The organism is Paenibacillus sp. J31R122 (assembly GCF_056269185.1).
Map to the genome: position 1 here is coordinate 1 of NZ_JBWDNM010000005.1, position 26,258 is coordinate 26,258.

General features: G+C 41.8%; 25 protein-coding genes. 16 read left to right on the forward strand and 9 right to left on the reverse strand.

The window, feature by feature from the left end; translation table 11 throughout:
• Window positions 1-332 precede the first annotated feature (332 nt).
• Both AC0YN7_RS09710 and gyrA read right to left on the reverse strand, forming a co-directional pair.
• Window positions 333-1,400, reverse strand: coding sequence for an HD-GYP domain-containing protein (locus AC0YN7_RS09710; protein WP_475809786.1), 1,068 nt, complete (start codon window positions 1,398-1,400; stop codon window positions 333-335).
• A gap of 51 nt (window positions 1,401-1,451) precedes the next feature.
• On the reverse strand, window positions 1,452-3,935 hold the full coding sequence (gene gyrA / locus AC0YN7_RS09715) for a DNA gyrase subunit A (RefSeq protein WP_475809787.1): 2,484 nt from the start codon (window positions 3,933-3,935) through the stop codon (window positions 1,452-1,454).
• Window positions 3,936-4,221: 286 nt separating this feature from the next.
• Here gyrA and AC0YN7_RS09720 point away from each other — a divergent pair, with 286 nt between their 5' ends.
• A complete protein-coding gene (locus tag AC0YN7_RS09720) occupies window positions 4,222-5,019 on the forward strand; it encodes a YheC/YheD family protein (RefSeq protein WP_475809788.1) in 798 nt (265 codons plus the stop codon).
• Between the two features lie 103 nt (window positions 5,020-5,122).
• Here AC0YN7_RS09720 and gyrB read toward each other — a convergent pair whose 3' ends face one another.
• The 6 genes from gyrB to dnaA form a co-directional block, all read right to left on the reverse strand.
• The gene (gyrB, locus tag AC0YN7_RS09725; RefSeq protein WP_475809789.1) at window positions 5,123-7,033 is read right to left on the reverse strand and encodes a DNA topoisomerase (ATP-hydrolyzing) subunit B; all 1,911 of its coding nucleotides are present in this window, start codon (window positions 7,031-7,033) and stop codon (window positions 5,123-5,125) included.
• A gap of 46 nt (window positions 7,034-7,079) precedes the next feature.
• Window positions 7,080-7,331 carry an extracellular matrix regulator RemB gene (gene remB, locus AC0YN7_RS09730; RefSeq protein ID WP_056637846.1) on the reverse strand — a complete coding sequence of 84 codons (252 nt, stop codon included), beginning with the start codon at window positions 7,329-7,331 and terminating at the stop codon, window positions 7,080-7,082.
• 31 nt (window positions 7,332-7,362) lie between these two features.
• Window positions 7,363-8,472 (reverse strand): DNA replication/repair protein RecF, encoded by a 1,110-nt coding sequence (recF, locus tag AC0YN7_RS09735; protein ID WP_475809790.1) that lies wholly within the window; start codon window positions 8,470-8,472, stop codon window positions 7,363-7,365.
• 27 nt (window positions 8,473-8,499) lie between these two features.
• Window positions 8,500-8,715: a S4 domain-containing protein YaaA gene (gene yaaA, locus AC0YN7_RS09740; protein ID WP_475809791.1), complete on the reverse strand. Its 216-nt coding sequence runs from the start codon at window positions 8,713-8,715 to the stop codon at window positions 8,500-8,502.
• 38 nt (window positions 8,716-8,753) lie between these two features.
• A complete protein-coding gene (dnaN, locus tag AC0YN7_RS09745) occupies window positions 8,754-9,896 on the reverse strand; it encodes a DNA polymerase III subunit beta (RefSeq protein WP_475809792.1) in 1,143 nt (380 codons plus the stop codon).
• Between the two features lie 230 nt (window positions 9,897-10,126).
• The gene (gene dnaA, locus AC0YN7_RS09750) at window positions 10,127-11,482 is read right to left on the reverse strand and encodes a chromosomal replication initiator protein DnaA (protein WP_475809793.1); all 1,356 of its coding nucleotides are present in this window, start codon (window positions 11,480-11,482) and stop codon (window positions 10,127-10,129) included.
• Between the two features lie 640 nt (window positions 11,483-12,122).
• On the opposite strand from dnaA, the gene rpmH reads away from it, so the two are divergent.
• From rpmH to AC0YN7_RS09810, 12 genes are all read left to right on the forward strand, one after another.
• Window positions 12,123-12,257, forward strand: coding sequence for a 50S ribosomal protein L34 (rpmH, locus tag AC0YN7_RS09755; protein ID WP_308997689.1), 135 nt, complete (start codon window positions 12,123-12,125; stop codon window positions 12,255-12,257).
• Between the two features lie 130 nt (window positions 12,258-12,387).
• Entirely contained in the window at window positions 12,388-12,759 is a 372-nt protein-coding gene (rnpA, locus tag AC0YN7_RS09760; RefSeq protein ID WP_475809794.1) for a ribonuclease P protein component, read from the forward strand.
• A 352-nt stretch (window positions 12,760-13,111) separates the two neighbouring features.
• Window positions 13,112-13,918 (forward strand): YidC/Oxa1 family membrane protein insertase, encoded by an 807-nt coding sequence (locus tag AC0YN7_RS09765; RefSeq protein ID WP_475809795.1) that lies wholly within the window; start codon window positions 13,112-13,114, stop codon window positions 13,916-13,918.
• Window positions 13,915-14,538 (forward strand): RNA-binding cell elongation regulator Jag/EloR, encoded by a 624-nt coding sequence (gene jag, locus AC0YN7_RS09770; RefSeq protein WP_475809796.1) that lies wholly within the window; start codon window positions 13,915-13,917, stop codon window positions 14,536-14,538. Before AC0YN7_RS09765 ends, jag begins: the two co-directional genes overlap by 4 nt.
• Before the next feature lie 99 nt (window positions 14,539-14,637).
• A complete protein-coding gene (gene mnmE, locus AC0YN7_RS09775) occupies window positions 14,638-16,017 on the forward strand; it encodes a tRNA uridine-5-carboxymethylaminomethyl(34) synthesis GTPase MnmE (protein WP_475809797.1) in 1,380 nt (459 codons plus the stop codon).
• Between the two features lie 163 nt (window positions 16,018-16,180).
• A complete protein-coding gene (gene mnmG, locus AC0YN7_RS09780; RefSeq protein ID WP_475809798.1) occupies window positions 16,181-18,067 on the forward strand; it encodes a tRNA uridine-5-carboxymethylaminomethyl(34) synthesis enzyme MnmG in 1,887 nt (628 codons plus the stop codon).
• 4 nt (window positions 18,068-18,071) lie between these two features.
• Window positions 18,072-18,794: a 16S rRNA (guanine(527)-N(7))-methyltransferase RsmG gene (rsmG, locus tag AC0YN7_RS09785; RefSeq protein WP_475809799.1), complete on the forward strand. Its 723-nt coding sequence runs from the start codon at window positions 18,072-18,074 to the stop codon at window positions 18,792-18,794.
• Between the two features lie 380 nt (window positions 18,795-19,174).
• On the forward strand, window positions 19,175-19,993 hold the full coding sequence (noc, locus tag AC0YN7_RS09790) for a nucleoid occlusion protein (RefSeq protein WP_475809800.1): 819 nt from the start codon (window positions 19,175-19,177) through the stop codon (window positions 19,991-19,993).
• 232 nt (window positions 19,994-20,225) lie between these two features.
• A complete protein-coding gene (locus AC0YN7_RS09795; RefSeq protein WP_475809801.1) occupies window positions 20,226-20,999 on the forward strand; it encodes a ParA family protein in 774 nt (257 codons plus the stop codon).
• Window positions 20,980-21,831, forward strand: a complete 852-nt coding sequence (locus AC0YN7_RS09800) for a ParB/RepB/Spo0J family partition protein (protein ID WP_475809802.1) — start codon at window positions 20,980-20,982, stop codon at window positions 21,829-21,831. The genes AC0YN7_RS09795 and AC0YN7_RS09800 overlap by 20 nt, the downstream gene beginning before the upstream one ends.
• A 104-nt stretch (window positions 21,832-21,935) precedes the next feature.
• Window positions 21,936-23,108, forward strand: coding sequence for an aminotransferase class V-fold PLP-dependent enzyme (locus AC0YN7_RS09805; protein WP_475809803.1), 1,173 nt, complete (start codon window positions 21,936-21,938; stop codon window positions 23,106-23,108).
• A 27-nt stretch (window positions 23,109-23,135) separates the two neighbouring features.
• Window positions 23,136-23,618, forward strand: a complete 483-nt coding sequence (locus tag AC0YN7_RS09810; protein ID WP_475809804.1) for a DUF4446 family protein — start codon at window positions 23,136-23,138, stop codon at window positions 23,616-23,618.
• A gap of 22 nt (window positions 23,619-23,640) precedes the next feature.
• On the opposite strand, the gene yyaC is transcribed toward AC0YN7_RS09810, so the two are convergent.
• The gene (gene yyaC / locus AC0YN7_RS09815) at window positions 23,641-24,249 is read right to left on the reverse strand and encodes a spore protease YyaC (protein ID WP_475809805.1); all 609 of its coding nucleotides are present in this window, start codon (window positions 24,247-24,249) and stop codon (window positions 23,641-23,643) included.
• A gap of 221 nt (window positions 24,250-24,470) precedes the next feature.
• On the opposite strand from yyaC, the gene AC0YN7_RS09820 reads away from it, so the two are divergent.
• From AC0YN7_RS09820 to AC0YN7_RS09830, 3 genes are all read left to right on the forward strand, one after another.
• Window positions 24,471-24,710 (forward strand): putative Se/S carrier protein, encoded by a 240-nt coding sequence (locus AC0YN7_RS09820; protein WP_475809806.1) that lies wholly within the window; start codon window positions 24,471-24,473, stop codon window positions 24,708-24,710.
• A gap of 64 nt (window positions 24,711-24,774) precedes the next feature.
• Entirely contained in the window at window positions 24,775-25,659 is an 885-nt protein-coding gene (locus AC0YN7_RS09825) for a mechanosensitive ion channel family protein (RefSeq protein WP_475809807.1), read from the forward strand.
• Window positions 25,640-25,849: a DUF951 domain-containing protein gene (locus tag AC0YN7_RS09830; RefSeq protein WP_475809808.1), complete on the forward strand. Its 210-nt coding sequence runs from the start codon at window positions 25,640-25,642 to the stop codon at window positions 25,847-25,849. Before AC0YN7_RS09825 ends, AC0YN7_RS09830 begins: the two co-directional genes overlap by 20 nt.
• Window positions 25,850-26,258 lie beyond the last annotated feature (409 nt).

Sequence of the window (26,258 nt, forward strand, 5' to 3'; positions counted from 1 at the left end):
GGTGTTTGACTTGCTCATTACTTTTTATCGCTTTTTCTAATGATCCGTTAGGATCGTTAGGGCAGTTTAATACTCGTTGTTCAGTTTTCAAAGAGCAATCTTTTCTTTCGTATCAACCGCATGTGCTGTTGACGACTTAGATAATATATCATATCAGCCTAGAACAATGCAAGTGTTTTTTCATTATTTTTTAAAAAGATATTAAAACAGTCGTTTTAGTACATAGCAATCTACGATTTGATCAGGAGTAACAACAAATAAATAGCGAGACAATCTTAATTGCGATGAAGCTTACCTCACCGTATTAATGATTATCTCGCTTTTTAAACCACTTATTTGATTACTTCTTTTATATGAAGCTGCGGTTCCACAGTCAGATTAACGATCGTTCCGTTAATTGATACCCATGGTCTTGTCGGATGGGCGCGATCTGAGAATATAATCTCTCCGATCCGGTCATCGCTAAGCTTTACCACATTTCCATTTTGGAATTGGGTTGCCTTCTCTACAAACGTCTGAACGTAACCTGGATCCAACTTACCAAATGCTTCTCTTTTGATTTGTTCCAGAACCAGATAAGGCGATGTCGCATTACGATAGGTTTTATTGAATGTCATCGCATGAAAAATATCAGCAATAGCAACGATTTTGGCATATGGATGTATTTTACTTGCCTCTATGCCAAGCGGATAGCCCGTTCCATCTACCTTCTCATGATGCTGAAGAGCGGCCATCCTAACACCCTCATTAAGAGCTGCTACATTTTTGAGTAATTGGTATCCAAGAACCGGATGTCGCTTCATTTCTTCTTTCTCTTCGTCTGTCAAAGCGTTTGGCTTCGTTAAAATAGCTTTATCGATGCGAATGTTGCCTATATCATGCAATAAGCCGGAGAGGGCAATTTGCATCCATTCCTTTTGTGGAAGTCCAATCCACTGAGCCAGCATATACGAAGTTAATGCTGATGTTACACTGTTGTGCAACAAATAATCGCGTTTATTGAACTGACGAGGCGTAAACGTCAATAAATTATAGCTCTTACTCTGAAGCAGCAGCTTCTCAAGCTGCTTTCTAATATCCATAATAGGTATCCCGTGTCCAGTCACGAAAGAATTAAATACTTTCCGCAACACCTCTAGCATTTTTTCATACTCATCATGAAGGAGAGAAGGAACGACAGTACTATTTGTCTCCACGACTACTTCCGTTTCTTCTCTGCCCTTCAAAGCATGAATGCTCGTATCAATTACGACACTGGAGATAAGGAATGCATGTAAAATATCTAACTCTTTTGAAGTTATTACTTTACCCTTTTGGAATAAGACACCGCCAAGTGAGGTGAGGACATCTTCTCCGATCTTGTCACCTGGCTTTAGTTGTGTTAATGCTACCAGTGCCATGCGTGTCCCCCGCCCTATATCTATTCTACTACTTCATAAATAGTTGAATAATTATTCTATGACCGTTTCATTATTATCTTGGTCTTCGCCGTCTTCCAGCTCTTCGCTTTCTTCATTTCGCGCTACTCGGGTAACCGTAGCTACCGTATCATCATCGCGCGTATTGATCAGCTTGACGCCCTGCGTATTACGACCCATTGTCGAGATACCTTCCATGCTCTGACGGATTAGTGTACCTAAAGCAGTAATAATCATCAGATCCTCGTCATTCTCAACTATGTTAAGTGATACGATTGGACCATTTTTCTCTGTAACGTTTAAGGTTTTAATACCTTTACCGCCACGATTTTGAATGCGATATTCACTTACTGGAGTCCGCTTGCCATAACCTTTGGATGTAACGATTAGAACATCCTTATCCGGTACGACAACGTCCATATCGATTACAGTATCTTCTGCATCAAGTTGAATACCTTTAACTCCAGTCGCCGAACGTCCCATAGAACGAACATCCTGCTCTGAGAATCGAATTGACATGCCTTCGGCTGTTCCCATTATGATCTCTTGGTTTCCGTCAGTTAGCTTGACACGAATTAAATCATCATCCTCGCGAAGCGAGATTGCGATCAGTCCAACTTTACGAATGTTAATATAATCATCAAGCGGAGTCTTCTTCACTACCCCTTGTCTTGTACCAAAGAACAAGTAATGCTCGGAATCGAATTCCTGAACTGGAATAACCGCATTAATCGTTTCACCTTGCTCAATCTGAATCAGATTAATGATAGGCGTTCCGCGCGCAGTACGGCTTAGATCTGGAATCTCATAGGCTTTGAGCTTATAAACCTTGCCCTTGTTCGTAAAGAACAGCAAGTAATGATGCGTATTAGAAACGAATAGATGCTCAACAAAATCATGCTCTTTCGTATCCATACCTATTACACCTTTACCGCCGCGCTTTTGACTGCGATAAGTCGATACTGGTAGACGTTTAATATATCCCGTATGCGTTATCGAGATAATAACATCTTCACGAGGAATTAGATCCTCATCCAAGATCTCTTCGTCACTAGCCATAAGCTCAGTACGACGCTCATCACCGAATCTTTCCTTCACTTCAGTTAGTTCAGTCGCAATAATATCAAGAACTAGCTGCTCATCAGCAAGAATTGCTTTAAATTCAGCTATTTTACGCATGAGCTCTTCATATTCTGCTTCGATCTTGTCTCTTTCTAGTCCTGTAAGACGTTGCAGACGCATATCTAGAATCGCCTGTGCCTGTTCATGACTGAGAGAGAATCTTGAAATTAATCCTTCACGAGCTATATCAGCCGTTTGAGACGCACGAATTAATTTAATAACCTCATCGAGGTGGTCAAGAGCAATACGTAATCCTTCTAAAATATGAGCACGGGCTTCTGCTTTCTTGAGCTCATATTCCGTACGACGGCGAATGACAACGATTTGATGCTGCAAGTAATGGTAAAGCATCTCACGCAAATTAAGTGTTTTTGGCTCGCCATTAACTAGTGCCAGCATGTTGATACCAAAGTTCGATTGCATTTGCGTTTGTTTGTACAAATTGTTCAATACGACGCTCGGATTTACATCGCGGCGAAGCTCTATAACAACTCGCATACCGTTACGGTCTGATTCATCTCGCAAATCGGTTATGCCTTCTATTTTCTTCTCACGGACAAGCTCTGCTATTTTCTCAACAAGACGCGCCTTAATAACCTGATACGGCAATTCATGTATAAGAATACGGGCTTTGCCGTTGTTTTCTTCAATTGTCGCCCGTGCACGCATTGTTACGGAACCGCGGCCAGTCAAATAAGCATTGCGAATACCTTGACGACCCATAACAAAACCAGCTGTCGGGAAATCCGGCCCTTTAATAAACTCCATTAATTCCAATGGTGTAATATCAGGATTACGAATCAATGCTAATGTTCCATCAATAACTTCGTTTAAGTTATGCGGAGGAATATTCGTAGCCATACCAACAGCAATACCTGTTACACCATTTACGAGCAGATTCGGATAACGAGCAGGTAATACAACTGGCTCTCTCTCTTCACCGTCATAGTTTGGTACAAAATCAATCGTATCTTTGTTTATATCGCGCAGTAATTCCATACCGATCTTCGAGATACGTGCTTCCGTATAACGCATTGCAGCTGCCATATCTCCGTCAATGGAACCAAAGTTTCCATGACCGTCTACGAGCATATAACGCATGGAGAAATCCTGTGCCATCCGTACCATTGATTCATAAACAGCTGAATCACCATGTGGATGATACTTACCAATAACTTCCCCTACGATTCTTGCTGATTTCTTATGAGGCTTATCTGGTGACATGCCTAGCTCAGACATCGCATACAAAATACGACGATGGACCGGCTTCAAACCATCTCTTACATCGGGTAGAGCACGACTTACGATAATGCTCATTGCGTAATCCATAAATGAATCACGCATCTCCGTTCCGATATCCCGATCTTTTATAGATATACGTTGTTCTTCCGCCATGATTTACCTCCCTGACGTTATCTATCGCCACTCCTGAATTACTATTACCATTATATTACTTTCACAAACAGGGAGCTTGTAAACCCTTATAGCTCATACTTTTACAATTTCCAGGCTTTCTCGTATATGATCACCAAAAATAGGTGAATTACGTCTCTCCAAACACGGAAATTTGCCATAAAATGAACAGATCCAACTTTTATTATACCACTCAAACGAAAGTCTGTCTCCTGCTTGAGTAGATAGATATCATTATCCAAGTTCCTTTAGGAAGGGAGTAACATTAATGACTATACAGCGTGTTATGAGTAAGTGGACGAAAACGAAGCTGCTGCTGAAATCGGAAAATTTACGTCAATTCATTCCTTCGACGAAGCTGTTTAGCCATACCTCAGTGTTATCTATGCTGAATGAGTATGGCATGGTATATATCAAGCCAATTAATGGCACGGGCGGAAAAGGCGTGCTTCGCGTGGAAAGAACCAGTACTCCTTATTCCGGGTATCTCTGCCAATTAGAAACAACGAAACGATTCTTTCCTACCTATGATCAGCTCTATCGAAGCCTTAAGCGACAAAATAATAAACGGCGCTGCATTGTTCAAAAGGGGATTCATCTACTTCGCCATCAAAACCGTCGTTTTGACATACGGCTAATGCTTCAAAAAAATTTGAAAAATGAATGGGAAGTTACCGGAATTATAGGGCGACTGGCACATCCCTCAAAAATCGTAACCAACTATCACAGCGGCGGAACCCCTATGCCTATTGAACTACTTATGTCGGATCACCTGTCACCGTCCCGGCTTATCACATTAACAAATCGTTTACGAAAAATCGGCCTTATCGTTGCCTCTCAATTGCAAGGTACGTATCCGAATCTCAAAGAATTAGGGGTAGATTTTGCATTAGACAATGAGCTGCACCCCTGGATATTAGAAGTCAATTCAGCTCCCGACCCCTACATCTTCCGTCATCTCCCTAACAAGAAAATTTTCAATAGGATTTACAGGTATGCCGCAGCATATGGGAAATTCAAACACAAACGACGAAATCTACCCAAACGTAAATCCAAAAGTGCATGACCGTCAGCTCTAGCTATGCTTCATTAGCATGAAGCATAGCTGACTCCTTGATCAAAAAAGCCGTCCACAGAGGACGGCTTGGTTGATTCATTATTCTATGCAATTAAACATCAAGGTTCGTTACATATCTCGAATACTTCTGAATGAATTCACGGCGCGGTTCAACATTATCACCCATCAGTGTATCGAAGATAACGTCAGCCTCAATCGCATCATCAATGGTTACTTGAAGCATAGAGCGGCTTTCAGGATCCATCGTTGTTTCCCAAAGCTGAGTAGCATTCATCTCTCCAAGACCTTTATAACGCTGAACATTGACCTTCACACCTTCACCGTACTCAGCAATAATTGCATCGCGTTCCTTCTCTGTTTGAGCGTAGCGAATAACTTTGTTGCGCTCAATCTTGAAGAGTGGCGGTTGTGCAATGTAAATATAGCCTGCTTCGATAATTTGACGCATATACCGGTAGAAAAATGTCAGCATTAGTGTACGTATATGTGCACCATCGACATCAGCATCCGTCATAATAATAATTTTGTGATAACGAGCTTTGACCAGATCAAATTCATCACTGATTCCTGTTCCAAGCGCTGTTATAATTGCCCGAATCTCAGCATTTCCAAGTATCCGATCCAAGCGAGCCTTCTCAACGTTCAAAATTTTACCACGCAATGGCAAAATCGCTTGGAAGTGACGATCACGTCCTTGCTTGGCAGAGCCGCCAGCGGAGTCTCCCTCAACAATATACAATTCGCTGATTGAAGCGTCCTTAGATGAACAGTCAGCAAGCTTACCTGGCAGTGATCCAACCTCTAGCGCGCTCTTACGACGAGTAAGTTCACGCGCTTTCCGTGCAGCTTCACGGGCTCTAGCAGCCTGCAGGCCTTTTTCGATAATTTTACGTGATACCGCTGGATTCTCGTTTAGAAATTCAGTCAGCTTCTCCGCAAAGAAGGACTCAACTATACCGCGAACCTCACTATTTCCTAGCTTGGTCTTTGTTTGGCCTTCGAATTGAGGCTCCGGAATTTTAACGGAAATAATGGCCGTCAATCCTTCACGCACATCGTCACCAGAGAAGTTGGAATCACTGTCTTTAATCAAATTCATCTTGCGAGCATATTCGTTAATGATTCTTGTTAATCCGCTCTTGAAGCCTGATTCATGGGTACCGCCTTCATGGGTATTAATGTTATTCGCGAACGAATAAATATGCTCGGTATAGCTATCGTTATATTGCAACGCGACCTCAACATTTATATGATCCTTCAATCCTTCTACATAGATCGGATGCTCATGCAAAGCCTCGCGGTTACGGTTCAAATACTTCACGTACTCGATAATTCCGCCCTCGTACATAAACGTATTAGATACTCCTGTACGTTCATCTTCAAGAACAATTTCAATTCCTTTATTCAAAAACGCCAGCTCACGAACACGTGCCTGCAGCGTCTCATAGTCATATTCAGTTGTTTCCGTGAAAATTTCTTTGTCCGGGGTGAAAGTAACCTTTGTTCCCGTTTCTTCGGAATCTCCAACAATCTTAACATCATATTGCGGAACACCTTTGCGGTACTCTTGCTGATAGATATGACCATGAAGTTTAACTTGAACGATCACGAGCTCGGACAATGCGTTAACTACAGATACACCAACTCCATGAAGACCGCCGGATACCTTATAGCCTTCGCCGCCGAACTTACCACCCGCATGCAAAACAGTCATAACAACTTCTAGCGTTGATTTTTTCAGCTTCGTATTCTCGCCAACAGGTATACCGCGTCCGTTATCTGTAACGCTTATACTGTTATCCTTATGGACGACAATAACGATTTTTGAGCAGTAACCAGCCAAAGCCTCGTCAATACTGTTATCGACAACCTCCCATACAAGATGGTGAAGACCTTTGCCACTAGTGGAGCCAATGTACATCCCCGGCCGTTTGCGTACCGCTTCTAAGCCTTCTAGGACCTGTATTTGACTCTCGTCATATGAATGCTGTTCCAAAGACATGCAAGTTCACTGCTCCTCTCAACTGCTCTTCCAATTCGCTTTCACTCTATCCATTAGCCGCAAAATGATGTGCGCGTTTCTTAAGTGTGGAAGATGAAATAGGCGAATAATATATTTTTTGCTTCGTCACAACGATTGACTTTGGATCTTCTTCGCCTATCGTCTCAACGTCTTTACGCTTACGTGCCCCCGCTACGAATTGCTTAGATAGCTTTGAGGACTGCTCGATAGAAATATCAAAAATGGCCACCAGCTCCGCAGCCCGAATAATTTTCTCGCCGCCTAAATGGATGTACATATCCCCTGGTCCACCTTTCCTATTCGCGCCTTTAACGTGTAACTCGGCCGTCCTGCACATAGTAAATGCCGGCATCTTGAAGCTTGCTTACATTGACGCTCTCAAGTCCGGTCGTTGTTATAAAGGTTTGTACCTTGCTCTGAAACGTCTCGATTAGGTGCGTTTGCCTATTCTGATCAAGCTCTGACAGCACATCATCAAGCAGCAAAATCGGATATTCTCCGATTTCCTCGTGTATGAGCTCTATTTCTGCTAATTTTAAAGATAGGGCCGTTGTTCGCTGCTGGCCTTGTGAACCGTATATTTGTGCTTCCTTACCGTTTATAAAAAACGCTAAATCATCACGATGCGGTCCTACCAGTGTTACGCCTCTGCGAATCTCCTGATCTTTCACCTGTGTTAACTTTATCATAAACTGCTCAAATAAAACAGATTCATCTTGCGAGGCATCGGTATCGAACGAAGGGCGGTATTCGATTGTAAGCTTCTCATTCCCATTCGTTATGCCTGCATGGATGTGTTCCGCGAACGTTTGTAGCTTTTGTATAAAGTATTCCCGTTTTCTCATAATTTTAACACCATGCTCTACCAGCTGCATATTCCATACATCGAGCATAGTTTGATTGGCACTGCCTGGACCGGCCGCTTTAAGAAAGTTATTCCGCTGTTGAAGAACTTTACCGTATTGCTGCAGCGTATATAAATAACTAGGCTGTACCTGACCAATTTCCATATCTAGAAATCTTCTTCGAATTCCTGGCGTCCCTTTGACGATCTCAAGATCCTCTGGCGCAAACATGACCACATTGACCGATCCGATAAAATTGCTTAGCTTCCGCTGCTCAAGTCCGTTTATCTTAGCTCTCTTTCCTTGAGCTGAAAACATTAAATCTAGCTTTACAGTTCCGTACTTCTTATTTACCTCTCCTGCAACCCGAGCTGAATCGGCATTCCAGCCAATGAGCTCCTTATCCTTGGAGGTACGATGTGATTTAGAAAGAGCCAACACGTAGATAGCTTCAAGCAAATTGGTTTTGCCCTGTGCATTTGGCCCTAGAAAAACATTCACCTTATTAGGAGTTTGCAGATCAAGCTGAGAGTAGTTGCGATAATTTTCTAGCTGTACGCTCGTTAGAAACACCTTTTGACCTCCCGGTCCGATTGTGCGTTACGCTTTACCTACCGTAAAGACGCCGCAGCCTTCAACCTCAACACGATCATTAACATACAGCTTCCTGCCTCGGCGGTTATCCGCTTCACCGTTTATAAGAATTTCATTTTCCTGTAAAAAAAATTTAGCATGACCTCCGGTAGATATGCAATCCGATAGCTTCAAAAACTGTCCAAGCGTTATATATTCCGTGTTAATCACAATCTCTTTCATCGAAGCGACCCACCTTTCTTTTCGTTAGCCTGATCTTATTATCCTGTAGTCCTATAAGGCAAAATGACATACATACTGTAAGCATGATCAATCGGGCGAATAACGATCGGGCTCATCGCTCCAGTAAATCCGATAAACAATTGTTCACTGTCAATTACTTTCAGCACATCAAGCATATATTTAGAGTTGAATGCAATTCGGAGTGGATCCCCGTTAAATTGCTTGGCGTCAAGCTGCTCAGTTACACGTCCAAGCTCTGTTGAGCTTGATGATATTTCAATGTTTCCATCCTCTAGCGTTATCAAACGCACGATGTTTGTTTTCTCTTCACGGGACATTAAATACGCACGGTCAATTGCATCCATCATATTTTTTGTGTCCACAACGAGTTCTGTTTTGAACAACTGCGGAATAATCTTAGAGGTATCCGGATATGTGCCATCCAAAATACGCGTATAAAACAAGACATGGCCTATTTTGAATAATACTTGATTATCCGCGACGACAATATCCACTAGCATATTTTGTTCAGGTACAAGCTTAGATAGTTCAATAAGCGTCTTTGCTGAAATAACTACATTGCTGAATTTTAATAGCTCATCGGTATTAACTTGAGCGGTTCTGCTAGCTAGTCGATGACGATCTGTTGCTACAAATTTAAGCTCGCCTTCGAGCAAATTCCACAATACGCCAGTCAAAATAGGAGTTTGCTCGCTTGTCGATGCAGCAAGCACTGTCTGACGGATCATTGTTTTTAATAAATCGCCTGGTATTTGTAACAGTTCATTTTTTTCGATTGAAGGAAGAATTGGAAATTCCTCAGGATCGAGTCCAACCATTTGAATTTCAGTTGAACCTGAACGAATGATTGTTTGATAGCTGCCGCTTACTTCTATGCTGACTTGCTCGGATGGAAGCTTCTTAACGATTTCTACAAAAAACTTAGCCGGCAAAACGACGCTTCCCGGTTTATCCACATGTGCAATAACGAATTGATCTCTCTCTACAGGGATAAAACTTTGAATAGATATATCGGTATCACTTGCCGTAAGAGTTACCCCCAAGTGGGTAACTTCAATTTTGATACCGCCGAGAATTGGAATAGTAGGTCTTGATGAGGCAGCTTTCGATACCTGTTGGATGGCATCGTTCAGTTCATTTTTTGAGATTGTTAATTTCATGCTTCCACTCCTAGGTTTCATATAGATTCATTCCACGTGTTTTGTTTGTGAAACGAATTTGTGATTTGCAAAATGGCGACAGCCAGTTCTGCCTATTTTGATGATGTTTTTTATAATAATTTTAGTAGTAGTCGTAGTAGGGGCACTGAATATGTGGATAACCCCTTGGAATACTGATAAAGCAAGCCTATCCACATGTGCATAGCTTGTGCATAGGCTTGCTTAGTTGTTCACATATGATTTTTAACTTTTTCGGTCAGGTTTTGGATGATCTTGTAGAGATCCTGATCAATCTTAAGCTGCGATGAAATTTTCTCGTGCGCATGGATGACAGTTGTATGATCTCGACCGCCAAATGCTTCACCGATCTTCGGAAGGGAGAAGTCAGTTAGCTCCCTGGATAAATACATAGCAATTTGCCTCGGATAGGCAATAGCTTTGGTACGCTTCCGCGCTTTGAACTCCTCTAGCCGAAGTCCATAGAACTCGCCGACCTTAATTTGTATATCTTGAATTGTTATCATTCGCGGACGACTTGATGGAATTATATCCTTGAGCGCTTCTGCCGCTAAATGCGACGTAATGTCGGCATTAATCAAGGAAGAGTAGGCAACAACTCGGATGAGAGCACCTTCGAGCTCACGAATATTTGTATCAATTTGGTTAGCGATGTAGATCATCGCTTCATTAGGGATGTCTAGGTTTTCTGCGCGGGCCTTCTTACGCAAAATCGCGATACGAGTTTCAAGATCCGGAGGCTGAATGTCCGTAATTAATCCCCATTCGAAACGCGATCTAAGGCGATCCTCAAGTGTTGGAATTTCCTTTGGCGGACGGTCACTCGAAATGACAATTTGTTTTCTTTCCTCATGCAGTGCATTAAAGGTATGGAAGAACTCCTCTTGCGTTTGCTCTTTGCCAGCAAGAAATTGAATATCATCGATCAGAAGCACGTCGATATTGCGGTATTTCGTACGGAAGCTTTCACCACGGTTATCACGGATGGCATTAATAAATTCGTTCGTAAATTTCTCGGACGAGATATATAAAACCTTCGTATTTGGGTTGTGATCCATGATGTAATGGCCGATTGCATGCATTAAGTGGGTTTTTCCAAGCCCAACTCCACCATATAAAAATAGTGGGTTATACGCTTTAGCAGGCGCCTCGGCAACAGCAAGCGACGCAGCGTGTGCAAATCGGTTGTTAGCTCCAATGACGAATGTATCAAACGTATATTTTGGATTAAGCATATGGGTAGGCGTTGATTCTTCATTCAAAACGGGAGAAAGAGTAACTCTCGGTGGGAATGCGAATGCCGGTTCTGCCCCTTTTGGTTCTTCAATAGAGAAGCGTACGTCAACTTGTCTGCCCAAAAATTCAAACAGAGTTGTACGGATCAGCTTCGTATAGCGGCCCTCCAGCCATTCGGCCGCAAATGTTGTCGGCGCAGTTACTTCAAGCATGGAATCATCGACAAAAGAAGCTTTCGTCGCTTTGAACCAGGTGTCAAAGCTAGGTTTGCTTAGTTTCGTCTGAATGATCGACAACACTTGCTGCCATAAATCATAGGTATGGCTGTCCACAGACTGTCACTCCTTATCCAAATCGCCATCATGGGCGCTGTTACGCTGAAAATTGTCGAAAAGCAGGGATTTATAACGAAAGCATCCACATTCTGACGCATGTATAGCGTATGAGTTATAAATAGGGGATGAGTTTGTTCACAATGTTATCCACAGGCTGTTGATAAACGTATGGTGTTTTCGTTCTAATCCACAATGAAAACATAATAATCATAGCAAAAGATACCTTATATTTCAACGAAATCGCATATTTTATCCACATTCTCAATAGCTTGTGCATAAAAGTTATCTACACCACTACATATTGTTAATATCTTGTTACCATTTCGACAAAGTTCGTTTTCGGCCTGTCATATCTATGCACATGTTATTAGTTTTTGAATCGGGATAATGATTCATACATTTATCCACAGGCGGAATTCTGTTTTATTCATTCAACTCATTTGGTGAAGAGGTGATACATTGACTTTTGACAGTCAACGTGGTTTAATAAAAAAAGCGTTTTTTTTAATATAAGGGTTTATAAGTGGCATACTTATATGGCTGCTTATATTTCACAGTGAGACGTATTGCACTGCCAGAACACGGCGACAGTCGTTTACACTTGTTTGGAAACACGCAGTATAGGAGGTGCAGAACGATGAGACCTACATTTAGACCTAACGTAAGCAAACGCGCGAAAGTGCATGGATTCCGCAAACGGATGAGTTCGAAGAACGGCCGTAAAGTCTTAGCAGCGCGTCGTCAAAGAGGAAGAAAAGTATTGAGCGCATAAGCAGAAGACCACGTTCGGTGGTCTTTTTTTTTTGTTCTACAGAAGGAGTGCGTTAGCGAAAGCTGCTTAGACTGTGTTTTTACTGGCAATACTTAATAGAAGTTGAATGAGGGAACGGTGGCCATCAGTCGTGCAAAGAAAATTGCGTCTTCGCAATCGTGAAGACTTTAGCCGGATATATCGTGGCGGTAAATCATTTGCGAACGGTCAATTCGTCGTCTATTGGTCGAAGCAGCCTGCAGCGGATCCTTTCCGGCTAGGTGTTTCGGCAAGCAAAAAAATAGGGAATGCGGTTGTCCGCAACCGTATGCGTCGTATGATTAAAGAAATTGTTCGCCTTCAAGAGAAAAAGATCGTTCCAAACACCGACTTCATTCTTATAGTAAGAAAGCCTGCAACGGCGATGAATATGAAGGAGATGGAGAAGAGCGTTCTTCATGTTTTGAAGAAAGCCGGTTTATTGAAAAATAAAAGTCATACCAGCCAAAAGCAAGCAGATTAAGGGAATTCTGTCTGCTTGTTTTGTGTGTCTAAAATGATCTATTTATTACGGTTTAAGAAAGCGGATGCAAACAAAGGCTCGTTGTTTCTTTGTCCCATAAAATATGGTATAGTCTAGAGTGAAAATATAGGAGTGTATAGAGTAGAAGCTAATTGCATTTTTTATATTTTAACAAGATATATTTGCTATGCAGCAAGAGGACGGTTTCAGCCGTTTATGCTTGAAATATTAGGAAAGTATAAGTTTCACTTTTATACTGAGCCTATATTTCACCGCGAAACGAACGCTTTTACCGCAAGGGCGGCGACAGCCGTTTTACGCTTGGTGTGATCGCTCTTAGAGAGGAGTTTTAATGTTGTTTCGAATTAAAAACAAGAAATGGCTTTTAGTAGTGGGGATTGTTCTGTTAATGGGCCTGCTTGCGGGCTGTGGTGCTCCTACTAACCAAACGACAGAAACCGCCGATTTACTTCACGGTAACTTCTGGGAGAAAAACGTCGTCTATTATTTCGCAATTACGCTCGATACATTCGCTAAATGGTTTGGCGATTCGTACGGACTTGCCATATTGCTATTGACGATTATTGTTAGAACTTTGATTCTGCCTCTAACATTGAAACAGTATCGCAGTTCGAAGGCAATGCAGGCATTACAACCGCAAATGGCTGAAATCAAGAAGAAGCATAAGGATGACCCGAAGAAACAGCAAGAAGAAACAATGAAGCTGTTTCAAACCAACAAAGTAAATCCGATGGCGGGATGTTTGCCTCTAATTGTACAGATGCCGGTTTTTATCGCTCTTTACAATTCGATTTACAAAAACCCTGATATTCGTGAGCATACCTTCTTATGGTTTGAGCTCGGGAAAAGTGCCAATGAGGGAGGCTGGACCTATTATTTCCTTCCACTCCTAGCTGCGGCAACAACATTTATCCAGTCTAAAATGATGCAAAAGCAACAAACACAAACTATGCCAGGCATGGGAATGATGCTGACTATTTTCCCAGTGCTCATTTTCGTAATGGCAATTTCATTCCCATCAGCACTTCCGCTGTACTGGGTATACAGTAACATCTACACAATTGTTCAAAACTACTTTTTGTACGTTCGTAATGGCGACAAAAGCAAGGGTAAGGGCAAGGAGGTCACTGCGAAATGAAGAAAATCGTCGCATCTGGAAAGACGATAGAAGCGGCTGTACAGAATGGATTAGCAAAATGGCAAGTGACTGAGGACCGCGTTAAAATGGTTGTGCTGGAGCAGCCCTCAAAGGGACTGTTCGGGTTGTTTGGCACGAAGGAAGCGAAGGTAGAGCTTGAGCTTATTCCCGACCCAACTGCGGAGGCTGAGAACTTCCTCTTTGAAGTAGCTGGTGCAATGGGATTGCAAGTGAACATCGATCGAAAGCAAACAAGAGAAGGTACTCATCTGGCCGTATCGGGCAGTGGAGATCTTGGTATGCTTATTGGACGTCGCGGACAAACGTTGGATGCACTACAGTACTTAGTTAATATTGTGGCTAATCGCTATTCGGACAGTCATTTGCGAATCGTTCTTGATGCAGAGGATTTTCGTGAGCGTCGCCGTAAGACGTTGGAGGATTTATCCGAACGTTTGGCAGGTCGAGTTATTCGGACAAGGAAAGAGGTTGTCCTTGAGCCGATGTCTCCACATGAACGTAAAGTCATTCACTCGCAGTTACAGAACCACCCTAAAGTGAAAACCTTCAGTAAGGGCGATGAGCCAAACCGAAGAGTTGTTATTGCTCTCAGGCAGTAAAGAGGGCCCTTAAAGCATATGATATTGAAGATACTATATATGCAGCAATGGCTATTAATGGTCATTGCTGTTTTTCCATTTGAGAGGTGCTGAAAGCCGATGATATACGATACGATTGCAGCTATTTCGACGGCAGTCGGAGAAGGCGGCATAGCTATTATACGAATAAGCGGTCCCGATGCAATTGAAGGGATTTCCCGTATTTTTCGTTCGAAGATCGATTTGAAAGATGCAGAAACGCACACATTGCATTATGGGCACATTATTGATCCAGTTGATGCGGAACAAGTTGAAGAGGTGCTTGTAACATTGATGCGTGGTCCGCGGTCTTTCACTGCTGAGGATGTTGTTGAGATTAATGCGCATGGCGGTGTTATTGCTGTTAAGAAGGTGCTTGATATTGTATTGCAGCAGGAAGGTTTCCGAACAGCGGAGCCGGGTGAATTTACAAAGCGTGCTTTTTTAAATGGGCGGATCGACTTGATGCAGGCTGAGGCGGTTATCGACCTTATTCGTTCGAAGTCAGATCGTGCTTTTACGGTTGCTCGAAAGCAAGCGGAGGGTGTTTTATCAAAAAGAATTAAAGCCTTGCGTCAAACGGTTATTGAATTGCTTGCCCATATTGAAGTGAATATAGATTATCCAGAGCATGATGTTGAAGCCATGACCAGTGCATATATTGGTGAACAATGCGGATCAGCTATAGCAGAAATAGATCGTTTGTTAAAAACGGCGAATGAAGGCAAAATATTACGTGAAGGCATTGTAACGGCAATTGTCGGGCGCCCTAACGTAGGCAAATCATCATTGATGAATGTCCTAACACAGGAAAATAAGGCGATCGTTACTGACATTCCTGGAACGACGCGTGATGTCATAGAACAATTTGTCGCATTGAACGGAATTCCACTAAGGCTGCTTGATACAGCTGGTATTCGGGAAACGAATGATGTCGTCGAACGTATTGGTGTAGAACGTTCAAGAAACGCGCTTGAAGAAGCGGATTTAATCTTATTTGTATTAAACTATAATGAAGCTCTACAGACTGAAGATCGTGAGCTCCTTGAACTGGTAAAAGGTCGGCCGGTTATTGCGATTGTGAATAAAACCGACTTGCCAGGACAGTTGGATCTGGGTGAGATAGAGCGTATAATACCATCTGATTCCATCGTACGAATGTCAGTGATTGAAGAGGAAGGATTAGATCAGCTTGAAAGAACGATTAGTGAAATGTTCTTCGAGGGTGAGCTTGAAGCAAATGATCTGACTTATGTAAGTAATGTTAGGCATATTGCTTTATTGAAGCGAGCACGACAGTCGCTAGTGGATGCGATCGATGCATCCAATATGGGTATTCCTATTGATGTGATACAAATTGACGCGCGTTCTGCTTGGGAATCGCTTGGTGAAATACTTGGCGATGAAGCAGGCGATTCTTTAATTGATCAAATTTTTTCACAGTTTTGTTTGGGCAAGTAAATGTTGACGTAGTGGTTTGCTAAACAAACCTAAGAATATGCTTAGGAAGTAGGTTTGCTTAAGCAAACCTAAGATAATGCTTACGAAGTGGATTGCTTCGCAATCCTAAGCTAATGCTTACGAAGTTGGTTTGCTACAGCAAACCTTTAGGAGGGGAATAAAAATGAAATATCTAGCTGGTGAATTTGACGTTATCGTCATTGGCGCAGGTCATGCGGGGTGTGAGTCAGCACTCGCAGCGGCTCGTATGGGCTGTGAAACATTATTGCTAACAATAAACTTGGATATGGTTGCGTTTATGCCTTGTAATCCATCTATTGGCGGTCCGGCTAAAGGCCATGTTGTGCGTGAGATTGATGCTTTAGGCGGCGAGATGGGTCGTAATATTGATAAAACCTTTATTCAAATGAGGATGCTTAATACGGGTAAGGGACCAGCTGTGCATGCATTGCGCGCGCAAGCGGATAAGGTTTCATATCAAAATGTAATGAAGAAGACGATTGAGGAAACACCAAAGCTAACCCTTCGCCAAGGTATGGCAGAGGAGCTTATTGTTGAGGATGGCAAATGCGTTGGTATCGTAACAAAGTCAGGTGCAGAATATCGTGCACGAGCAGTCGTCGTTACTACAGGTACCTATTTACGCGGTAAGATTATTATGGGTGAGTTAATGTACGAGAGTGGACCTAATAATCAGCAGCCTTCTATACGACTCGCAGCCAACTTGAAAGAGCATGGGCTAGAACTCGTACGCTTCAAAACAGGTACACCACCGCGTGTGCATAAAGATAGTATTGATTTTTCTAAAACAGAAATTCAACCAGGTGATGAGCAACCGAAGTTCTTCTCACACGAGACAGAGTCCTCTACGAATGAGCAACTGCCATGCTGGCTAACTTACACTTCTGAAGCAACTCACAAAATTATCAATGACAATCTGCACCGTGCACCGATGTTCTCAGGAGCGATTGAAGGTACGGGTCCGCGTTATTGTCCTTCTATAGAAGACAAGGTAACGCGTTTCTCTGATAAGCCGAAGCATCAAATTTTTCTAGAGCCTGAAGGAAAAGATACTTCAGAATATTATGTACAAGGTCTTTCGACAAGTATGCCAGAGGATGTTCAATTAGGCATTTTGCGATCCATTCCAGGCTTGGAAAAGGTTGAGATGATGCGTACTGGTTATGCCATTGAGTACGATGCGGTCGTTCCAACTCAGCTATGGCCTTCATTGGAAACGAAAGTGATTGACGGCTTATTCACAGCTGGACAAATCAACGGAACTTCCGGATATGAAGAAGCAGCAGGACAGGGAGTTATGGCAGGGATAAATGCTGCGCGAAAAGTTCAAGGAAAAGAGCCTGTAATCATTGGTCGATCGGAAGGCTACATTGGAGTTATGATCGATGATCTAGTTACAAAAGGTACAAATGATCCCTACCGGTTGTTGACTTCGCGTGCGGAATATCGGCTATTGCTCCGTCATGACAATGCTGATTTACGACTAACTCCTACTGGCCATGAGATTGGGCTTATTTCAGATGAGCGCTACAACAAGTTTCTGCGAAAGAAAGAATTAGTCGAAATGGATATCGAACGTTTGCAGGCTACAAAAGTAAAACCGGATGATGTGAGGGCTATGTTAGAGTCTGCTGATTCGACACCGATTGTAAATGGTGTAGATGCTTTGTCATTATTGCGTCGTCCTGAGATCACTTACGCATTACTCGAAACCGTCGTTCCTTCTGTACCTGAAATGACAGAAGAGATGAAGGAGCAAGTGGAAATTCAAATTAAATATGCTGGTTATATCGAAAAGCAGCTTATTCAAGTAGCTAGACTGAATAAGATGGAGAAGAAGCTGATTCCAAACGATATCGATTATAGCGATGTACGTGGATTAGCCTCTGAGGCTAAACAGAAGTTAGCTTTAATCAGACCATTATCCATCGGTCAAGCATCGCGTATTGCTGGTGTTACTCCCGCTGATATTTCAGTCTTGCTCGTTTATTTAGAACATTATAATCGCGTTATTGCGGCGAGAGGTTAATTTTATGGATGATACAATACAATGGTTTTCTAAACGAATGGATGAGGGCGGAATCTCGCTCTCTTCTGTTCAGCTTGATCAATTTGAAACGTATTACCGTGTTTTAGTTGATTGGAACGAACGAATGAATTTAACAGGAATAACAGATAGAGATGCTGTGTATGAAAAACACTTTTATGATTCCGTTTCACTTTCTTTTTTTACTAATATGAGCAATGTACATAAGCTTGCTGATATTGGGTCTGGAGCTGGGTTTCCAAGTATTCCTCTTAAAATTTGTTTCCCTCATCTAAAGGTTATGATTGTTGATTCATTAAATAAAAGGATTCAGTTTCTGTCGCATTTAAATGAACAATTAGGATTTAATGATGTGGTTTGTTTGCATGGTCGTGCAGAAGATGTTGCCCAGAAGTCAGAGCACCGAGACCGCTACGATTTGGTTACGGCTAGAGCTGTTGCTCGATTAAATGTTTTAAATGAATTTTGTTTACCTTTCGTTAGAAAGGGCGGATTGTTCGCCGCGATGAAAGGATCAAAATCGGATGAAGAAGTAAAAGAAGCGTCATTCAGTTTGCGTGAGTTAAAAGGTAAAATTAAATCCCAACACCAAATGGTGCTGCCTAATGAGAAGTCTGAGAGACATATTGTATTAATTGAGAAAACAGATGCTACTCCTCGTAAGTATCCAAGAAAAGCGGGTACTCCTCTAAAGGAACCCCTCATCTAGTTTTGTTCCACGTGAAACATTGATATAGGTTGGTTGTATTTAACCATCTATATTAATGTTGAACATTTATGTGAACTGTAGTCGTGTCAAGCAGGAGATCGTTTAACAGTAGTCGAATTATAAAAGATAGATGAAGCAGATGGAAGATGCCATATGGTATACGTTTCCACTCCTATCAATACCTAATGATATTTGTTAGAGATGTTCGCTCTGCAGCAGAGGAATACTGATGTTTCAGGTTCAACCAAGCAATGAAAATGTGATTGGCGAATAACCAACCTTGCTGCTGAAGCGAGTTTATTGCACAAGCCTTTTAGTTGCTAGAAAGTAGGAGTGACTTTCTTAAAGGTTTATCTCATGATCGGGTGGTAATTATCGATATGAAAGAACAATTTTCTCGTTTGTTCGGTTTATCCGAGCAGCGTATAGCGCAAGAAGAAGTTCGGCAAATTCCAATTAATGATATTGATCCTAGCCCTTTTCAACCACGAACGATTTTTGACGATGATCGCATTGATGAGCTTTGTCAAACGATCAAGACACATGGCGTTATTCAGCCAATCGTTGTACGTATGCGAAATGGAAGATATGAAATTATTGCAGGTGAAAGACGATGGAGAGCAGTTACGAAGCTTGGTTATGACACCATACCAGGTATTGTTCGTGAATTTAATGACTCCCAGACGGCTTCTATTGCTCTAATTGAAAATCTTCAAAGGGAAGGCTTGTCTGCTATTGAGGAAGCAATTGCTTATCAAAAGCTTATTGAGCTCCATCAATTAACTCAGGAAAGCTTGGCTCAAAGATTGGGTAAAAGCCAATCTACAATCGCTAATAAGTTGAGATTATTGATGTTAGGTGATACCATTAAGATGGCTTTAATGGAACGGAAAATTACAGAACGGCATGCGCGTGCTTTATTGTCACTGGATACAGAAGAGTTACAGATAAAAGTGTTGGAAGAAATATTAGCTAAGGATTTAAATGTAAAGCAGACTGAAGTGCGAATTGCCTTCTTGAAGGAGTCAACAAAACTAAAGAAAGCCAAACGTATCTCGTTTACGAAAGACGTTCGGTTAGCGCTTAATACAATTAGGCAGTCTATTGAAATGGTTTCTGGATCTGGGTTGCAAATTAAGACGAATGAAAAAGACCATGAAGACCATTATGAAATCGTCATTAAAATACCTAAACGATAATCGTTTTTTTGTGAGTTTTTTATTTAATTTTCAGTTGTAAAAGAATATACTAAACTAGTATCTTATAAAAGATGAAATGATACTAGAACATAGAGTGTTGTATGTGCTCTGTTCTAACTTTTATGCCGTCCTCTTTGAGGGCGGCGATGCCATTTTCAGCAACAGTAGTATACCATTAAAGCATCATGTAAGTGCATCATATTCAAGTTTTACACTTAGAGGTGAGCAGGTTTTGTCGAAAATTATTGCTATAGCAAATCAGAAGGGCGGGGTCGGCAAAACGACAACGTCTGTTAATTTAGCCGCTTGTTTAGCAACGCTAGGGAAGAAAGTACTTTTAGTCGATATAGATCCGCAAGGGAATACAACAAGCGGATTGGGAGTCAACAAGGGTGATGTTAATAATTGTGTTTATGATGTGTTGATTAATGAGGTACATCCTAAGGATGCGATGCTTGAAACAAGCATACCCGATCTGAAAATCATTCCAGCAACGATTCAACTCGCAGGTGCGGAAATTGAATTGGTTCCTACTATATCTCGTGAGCTTCGCTTGAAGAAGGCTCTACACTTGGTAAAGGATCAATTTGATTATGTGCTCATTGATTGTCCGCCATCACTTGGTATTTTGACGATCAACTCCTTAACAGCTGCTGATTCTGTACTGATTCCAATACAGTGTGAATATTATGCCCTTGAAGGTTTAAGTCAATTATTGAACACAGTAAGACTTGTGCAGAAGCATTTGAACACATCCCTTCAAATTGAAGGTGTATTATTGACAATGTTAGATGCAAGGACGAATCTCGGCATTCAAGTTATTGAAGAGGTTAAGAAGTATTTTCAACAAAAGGTTTATCAAACGATTATCCCACGGAACGTTCGTTTGAGTGAGGCGCCTTCTCACGGACAGGCAATTATAACTTATGATCCTCGTTCTAAAGGAGCAGAAGTTTATCTTGAACTCGCGAAGGAAGTGATAACGTATGAGCAAGCGGCTAGGTAGAGGGCTTGATGCGCTTATTCCATCGCTTTCTGTGAATGACGATGATAAGATCATTGAAATTACATTATCCCAGCTGAGACCTAATCCATATCAACCGCGTAAAACGTTTGATGAAGACTCTATTAAAGAACTTGCGGAATCGATTAAGCAGCATGGTGTTATTCAACCGATTATTGTTCGGACCGTACTAAAAGGATATGAGATTATAGCAGGAGAGAGACGCTTCCGTGCTTCTCAACATTGCGGTAATGCTACAATACCTGCAGTCGTACGTTCATTCAGTGATCAGCAAGTAATGGAGATAGCGCTAATTGAAAACCTTCAGCGTGAAGACTTGAATGCTATTGAGGTTGCGATTGCTTATCAAGCATTAATTGATAAATTCAAATTAACGCAAGAAGAGCTCTCAATGAAGGTTGGGAAATCTCGATCACATATTGCTAACTTTGTTAGATTGCTTAGCTTACCTTCAGAAATCAAGGATAATGTTTCACGTGGAACAATTTCGATGGGGCATGCTAGAGCGTTAGTAGGTATAAAAAACGAAGCGGTTCAGAAGGAATTAGCTGATCTTACAGTCTCGATGGAATGGAGCGTTCGTGAGCTTGAAGAGGCTATCCAAAAGTTGGATTCCAAGCAACCAGAGGATAAGTCAAAGCCGACCCAAAAAAAACGTGATCCGTACATTGAACATTTGGAAGAGTCACTACGTGATCGATTCAAGACAACAGTTAGAATTAAACAGCAAAAAGATAAAGGGAAAATTGAACTGCAATACTATAGCAAGCAGGATCTAGAGAGATTGTTGGAATTACTCCAAGATTTGGCTTGAACATGAAAAAACAATGGCATACCTAAGTTGTAATCTTCCTTTTGAAAGATTAAACTAAGGTATGCCATTGTTGTGCAAACACTGATAGAGAAGGTGTGAAGGGTATGGGGAACAGTGAACAATCAGTTATTTATTTGGACCATGCAGCAACCTCATGGCCCAAGCCTCCAACAGTTACAGATGCAGTGATTCAGGCGATGCGCAGTGATGCGGCAAACCCTGGAAGAGGAAGCCATGCGATGGCAGTTAGAGCTAGTCGCATATTGTTTGATACAAGAAAGCAATTAAGTAAGTTGTTTAACATTAAAAATCCTAACGACATCGCTTTTACGTCGAATACAACGATGGCTCTTAATATGGCGATTAAAGGGTGGTTAAAACCGGGAGATCATGTTATTGCAACATCGGTAGAACATAACTCGGTGAGACGACCTTTGTATTTCTTGGAACAAACGATAGGGATTGAAGTGACTTATGTAGAGGCAGATCGATATGGAAACATAAAAGTGGTTGATGTAGCGAAAGCTATACAACCCAATACTACGCTTGCTGTCGTCAACCATAGCTCAAACTTGTTGGGCACAATAATGCCAATAGCAGAAATTGCGGAGTTAACCAGAAAACATCATATTAAACTGCTAGTTGATGCTGCTCAAAGTGCCGGTATTTTACCGATCGATGTGAGAGCAATGGGGATTGATATGCTCGCTTTCCCTGGGCACAAGGGATTGCTCGGCCCACAGGGCACAGGCGGCCTTTATATCGCTCCGGATATAGAACTGGTGCCAATGCTGCACGGAGGAACCGGGAGTCAATCTGAGGCGCGTGAGCAGCCTTATGTAAGGCCTGATCGCTATGAAGCTGGAACTCAGAATACTCCTGGTCTTGCTGGTCTTAAAATGGGCGTACAGCATGTCCTAAGTGAGACGGTGGAAAGTATTCATGCCAAGGAGTGGGCGCTTGTTCAAAGACTGATAACTGGCTTGCAGCCGATACAAGGGGTGCAGTTGCACGGCCCTGCCCCAGGTGAACAACGAACAGGAATTGTAGCTTTTAATGTGGAGGGTATTGACCCGTCGGAATTATCATTCATTCTTGATCAACATTATCATATTGCTGTACGAGCAGGTTTTCATTGTACTCCGCTAGCTCATGAAAGTGCTGGAACATCAGCGACTGGAGCCATACGCGCGAGTGTTGGTATATATACATCAGATCAAGAAGTAGATGCGTTGACAGAAGCAATAAAGGAAATAACTCAGCAATATCGGGTGTAGATAAATACTGGAGGCGGAACAAGGACGATGGAAGAATGGACAACAAATCCGATGAATGCAGTGACAGCAGTATTAGCTATACTTGTTGTTATTTTATTCATATGGATGGGCGTTATTGGCGGGCGGCTGAAAAAGCTAAGAAAACAATATACAGCGGTCATGGGGAACACAGGTGTTACAAACGTAGAAGATGTCATTGTTAAACTGAAGGAAGACCTTACTATCCACCAGCAAGCTGTAAGCCAAATGCAAGGGCAGCTTACTCAAGTTCAATCATCTTTATTGCAACAAAAAAGTAAAATAGGCATTCATCGTTATAATGCATTTTCTGATACAGGAAGTGATCTTAGCTTCTCCATTGCAATTGTAAATGAAGCGAAGGATGGAGCAGTTTTCTCCGGTATACATGGTAGAGATAATACGTACGTATATGCAAAACCGGTGGAGAAGGGTCAATCCACGTATTCATTAACGCCTGAAGAATATAAGGCTATTGCAGATGCTAAGTAATTTATTCTAAGAAGCGATCTTATTAGATATGGTCCGAGGCAGCAGTTTGCTCCCTAGCTTGAGTGGATTGATGTACATGATTCGCAACAGCAGTAAATAGGCTTAACGAAATAATATCAGCCATCTTCATAACAAGGTGAAGGCGAGTGTTTTGCAATACGAAATATTCCATGAAGCCGCCAACATTAACAATGCCGGTAATATGAATATCGCCTACAGGTGGTAAATCCTTATTTACTCCAGCACCAGGACGAACAGGTCCCATACCAACTTGAATACAACCAACGCTGGATACTTGACCTAGGCAAGCATCAATGCCGATAACAAATGGCTTGTGGAAGCGTTGATTTATTTCTATTAACGTATCATCTAAATTCATAGCATGGACAGGATCCTCTAGCGTGCCGAATAAAGAGAAATGCGGGCTTTTATATTTGGACAATGATGTTCCAATGAGTGGACCCAGTGAATCTCCTGTTGAACGATCTGTTCCAACACATACAATAACGATAGGGCGAGTATCAGAGACTTCTTCTAGTATAGAAGACAAGCGATTGACCAGCATACCAATAACGTTAGCAGTTGTATAGGGTACCTTTAATGGTGTTTCCTTAGCAAATGGAAGCTTCATAGAATCCCTCCGATAGAGTGCTATAATATGTTACTAGTATATGGATGAGACAACCATTTTATACGTCCGATAGCTTTGAACTTCATATTTGTATAGAGGTATGCTTAAAAAGTAGTATTGTTACACAAACTTTGAGCGATGAGCTTACGAACAATTTGTTACACAAACTTTAGGATTATGCTTACGAAGTAAGTTTGTTACACAAACTTTAGGAGGTACGTATGTTAATCGCGTTTGACTCCACACAGCAAGCGTTGCGGGCAGAGATGCTGCTTGAATATGCCGAAGTAGAAATTGATATTTGTCCAACTCCAAAAGAGATTACAGCGGGTTGTGCGCTATCGATTCATTTTCCAGAGGAAGACCTGTTAACGGTGAAGGAAGTAATCCAGCAGGAGCTAGTTGAGATACGAGGGATATTCAAGCCCGTTCAAGCAGGTTATGAACCCATAGAGATATAGAATGAGATAGGGATAGGTATAGGTATAGGTATAGGTATAGGTATAGGATGAAGGAGGAATACCAGTGTCAATCAAGGAAAAGTTCAATAAAGTCGTTGATTGGCTTTCAGAAGAGAGCCTGTGGAAAGGTTTTGGAGAAGGTGTAATACGCGTCTTCTTGATCCTGATCATAGCTCGAGTCATAGTATGGATAGTTCATAAAACCATCGATCGGGTTGTTATAGATAGTGAAGACAAAAGATTAATTAACCACGCCAGACGAATGACAACAGTAGGAAAACTGCTGAAAAACGTAGTATCCTACGTGATCTATTTTATTGCTGTTATGCTTGTGTTGTCTGAGTTTGGAATCAACTTAGGACCGTTGCTAGCGGGGGCTGGAGTGCTTGGGCTTGCAATTGGATTTGGGGCGCAAAGCTTAGTTAAGGACATTATTTCTGGTTTTTTTATCGTATTCGAAGATCTGTTTGGTGTAGGGGATGTTATTCAAACCGGGCAGTTTAAAGGCACAGTAGAAATGATTGGCCTGCGAACGACCCGAATACAGAGCTGGACAGGAGAAATACACATTATTCCGAATGGCATGATTAATGAGGTAACAAACTTCTCCGTTAATAATACGCTGGCTGTAGTGGATATTTCCATTGCATTGGAAGAGGATGTAGAGCGTGCATTAGAAGTAATTCGTTACACGATGCTAAATATAGAGGATGAGAATCTCATAAATTCGCCAGAGGTGCTTGGCGTACAAGCAATAGCTTCAACGGGGGTTATGCTGCGGGTTATCGCGGAGTGTCGGCCGAATACGCATGCAATTATCGCGCGTAAATTGAATATAGAAATAAAAAAAGCGTTAGATTTGAATGAGATTGAAGCTCCTTATCCAAGGATGGTAACCTATCAACGCAATGAAAAGGGAGGCATGAAGGATGGAACGAAAACAGTTTGATCTTGGCGATGTTGTACAAATGAAAAAGCAGCATCCATGCGGCTCCAATGAGATGGAGGTTATCAGAATGGGGATGGATATCCGAATTAAATGTGTGGGCTGTAAGCATAGTGTACTTATTCCTAGAGCTAAGTTCGAGAAGAATATGAAGAAGGTACTACGTTCGAAGCCAACAGAAGAAGGGCTATAAGGCAATACAACATCATTGAAGTTAAATTACATAAATACGCATGTTAACAGCGACCAATTGGTAAGTATTAATTGAAATATCGGCTTGCCTGACTAACTAGACCTTCTACATTCATTTGTAGGAGGTTTTATTGTTATGGAGAAGATCTAGATAAGAGTGATGATAAAAAGGCAGAGTGAGGCATTTGGGGGCTCTGGAGAGGCGAACTATACTGTTTTGTCGCATGAAGTAGGCATAAGTGAGGTTCATTACCTATAAGCTCACATGGGTTTTGAGGGAGAGGAGGTTGTCGATCACGAAGTGGTTAGGTGCTATCTACTGGTTAGGATAAAGAAAGGCATGCTCTTCTACCGCTTGGTTAGGAGCATGCCGCTGTTTATTAGTTATAACCATGACTAAGGGAGGAGCT

What these genes read in the sequence shown, in the direction of transcription:
- AC0YN7_RS09710 (WP_475809786.1), bottom strand. Translation starts at nt 1,400, where the DNA reads ATGGCACTGGTAGCATTAACACAACTAAAGCCAGGTGACAAGATCGGA.
- gyrA (WP_475809787.1), bottom strand. Translation starts at nt 3,935, where the DNA reads ATGGCGGAAGAACAACGTATATCTATAAAAGATCGGGATATCGGAACG.
- AC0YN7_RS09720 (WP_475809788.1), top strand. Translation starts at nt 4,222, where the DNA reads ATGACTATACAGCGTGTTATGAGTAAGTGGACGAAAACGAAGCTGCTG.
- gyrB (WP_475809789.1), bottom strand. Translation starts at nt 7,033, where the DNA reads ATGTCTTTGGAACAGCATTCATATGACGAGAGTCAAATACAGGTCCTA.
- remB (WP_056637846.1), bottom strand. Translation starts at nt 7,331, where the DNA reads ATGTACATCCATTTAGGCGGCGAGAAAATTATTCGGGCTGCGGAGCTG.
- yaaA (WP_475809791.1), bottom strand. Translation starts at nt 8,715, where the DNA reads ATGAAAGAGATTGTGATTAACACGGAATATATAACGCTTGGACAGTTT.
- dnaN (WP_475809792.1), bottom strand. Translation starts at nt 9,896, where the DNA reads ATGAAATTAACAATCTCAAAAAATGAACTGAACGATGCCATCCAACAG.
- rpmH (WP_308997689.1), top strand. Translation starts at nt 12,123, where the DNA reads ATGAGACCTACATTTAGACCTAACGTAAGCAAACGCGCGAAAGTGCAT.
- AC0YN7_RS09765 (WP_475809795.1), top strand. Translation starts at nt 13,112, where the DNA reads ATGTTGTTTCGAATTAAAAACAAGAAATGGCTTTTAGTAGTGGGGATT.
- jag (WP_475809796.1), top strand. Translation starts at nt 13,915, where the DNA reads ATGAAGAAAATCGTCGCATCTGGAAAGACGATAGAAGCGGCTGTACAG.
- mnmE (WP_475809797.1), top strand. Translation starts at nt 14,638, where the DNA reads ATGATATACGATACGATTGCAGCTATTTCGACGGCAGTCGGAGAAGGC.
- mnmG (WP_475809798.1), top strand. Translation starts at nt 16,181, where the DNA reads ATGAAATATCTAGCTGGTGAATTTGACGTTATCGTCATTGGCGCAGGT.
- rsmG (WP_475809799.1), top strand. Translation starts at nt 18,072, where the DNA reads ATGGATGATACAATACAATGGTTTTCTAAACGAATGGATGAGGGCGGA.
- noc (WP_475809800.1), top strand. Translation starts at nt 19,175, where the DNA reads ATGAAAGAACAATTTTCTCGTTTGTTCGGTTTATCCGAGCAGCGTATA.
- AC0YN7_RS09800 (WP_475809802.1), top strand. Translation starts at nt 20,980, where the DNA reads ATGAGCAAGCGGCTAGGTAGAGGGCTTGATGCGCTTATTCCATCGCTT.
- AC0YN7_RS09805 (WP_475809803.1), top strand. Translation starts at nt 21,936, where the DNA reads ATGGGGAACAGTGAACAATCAGTTATTTATTTGGACCATGCAGCAACC.
- AC0YN7_RS09810 (WP_475809804.1), top strand. Translation starts at nt 23,136, where the DNA reads ATGGAAGAATGGACAACAAATCCGATGAATGCAGTGACAGCAGTATTA.
- yyaC (WP_475809805.1), bottom strand. Translation starts at nt 24,249, where the DNA reads ATGAAGCTTCCATTTGCTAAGGAAACACCATTAAAGGTACCCTATACA.
- AC0YN7_RS09820 (WP_475809806.1), top strand. Translation starts at nt 24,471, where the DNA reads ATGTTAATCGCGTTTGACTCCACACAGCAAGCGTTGCGGGCAGAGATG.
- AC0YN7_RS09830 (WP_475809808.1), top strand. Translation starts at nt 25,640, where the DNA reads ATGGAACGAAAACAGTTTGATCTTGGCGATGTTGTACAAATGAAAAAG.